At 44.8% G+C, this 538-nt stretch carries 1 protein-coding gene; it reads right to left on the bottom strand.

The features are described 5' to 3' along the window. Positions 1–9 precede the first annotated feature (9 nt). A partial coding sequence (locus tag ACRCJ0_RS19095) for a sugar ABC transporter permease (protein ID WP_431391783.1) occupies positions 10–538 on the bottom strand: 529 nt, incomplete at its 5' end.

The following is a 538-nucleotide window of genomic DNA, read 5'->3' on the forward strand; positions in this document are numbered from 1 at the left end:
GATCATGTATTACCCTTTCGTACCACCAGCAGTTAAACCAGATACAAAGTTCTTTTGTAAGTAGAAGAACATGATTGAGATTGGTAAGGCAATTAAGATCGCCCCTGCCGCGAATAGGGTTACCCGTTGTTCACGAGGGTTGGTAATAAATTGTTGTAACCCGATGGCTACGGTGTAATTTTCTGGTGAACGCAAGATGAAACGGGCTAGCATGTACTCACCGAATGGGGTCATAAATGCCCATAAGGCTTGCACTGACATCATTGGACGCACTAACGGTAAGACGATTTGTCCAAAGGTCCGTAAGTGGCCTGCCCCGTCTAATTTTGCGGATTCATCTAGGTCAATTGGCACGGTGTCAAAATACCCTTTCATCAACCATGAGTTCATTGGGATTGACCCGCCGACATAGGCGAAAATCAAGAACCATAATTTGTCTAGTCCCCCAACTAGTAAGGCCATAACGTAAAAGGCGGTCAAGGCTGCTGTTGTTGGAACCATTTGAACGATGATGAAGAATTTTAGGGATTGTTTACGC

This window comes from Aerococcus sp. L_32, assembly GCF_050689315.1.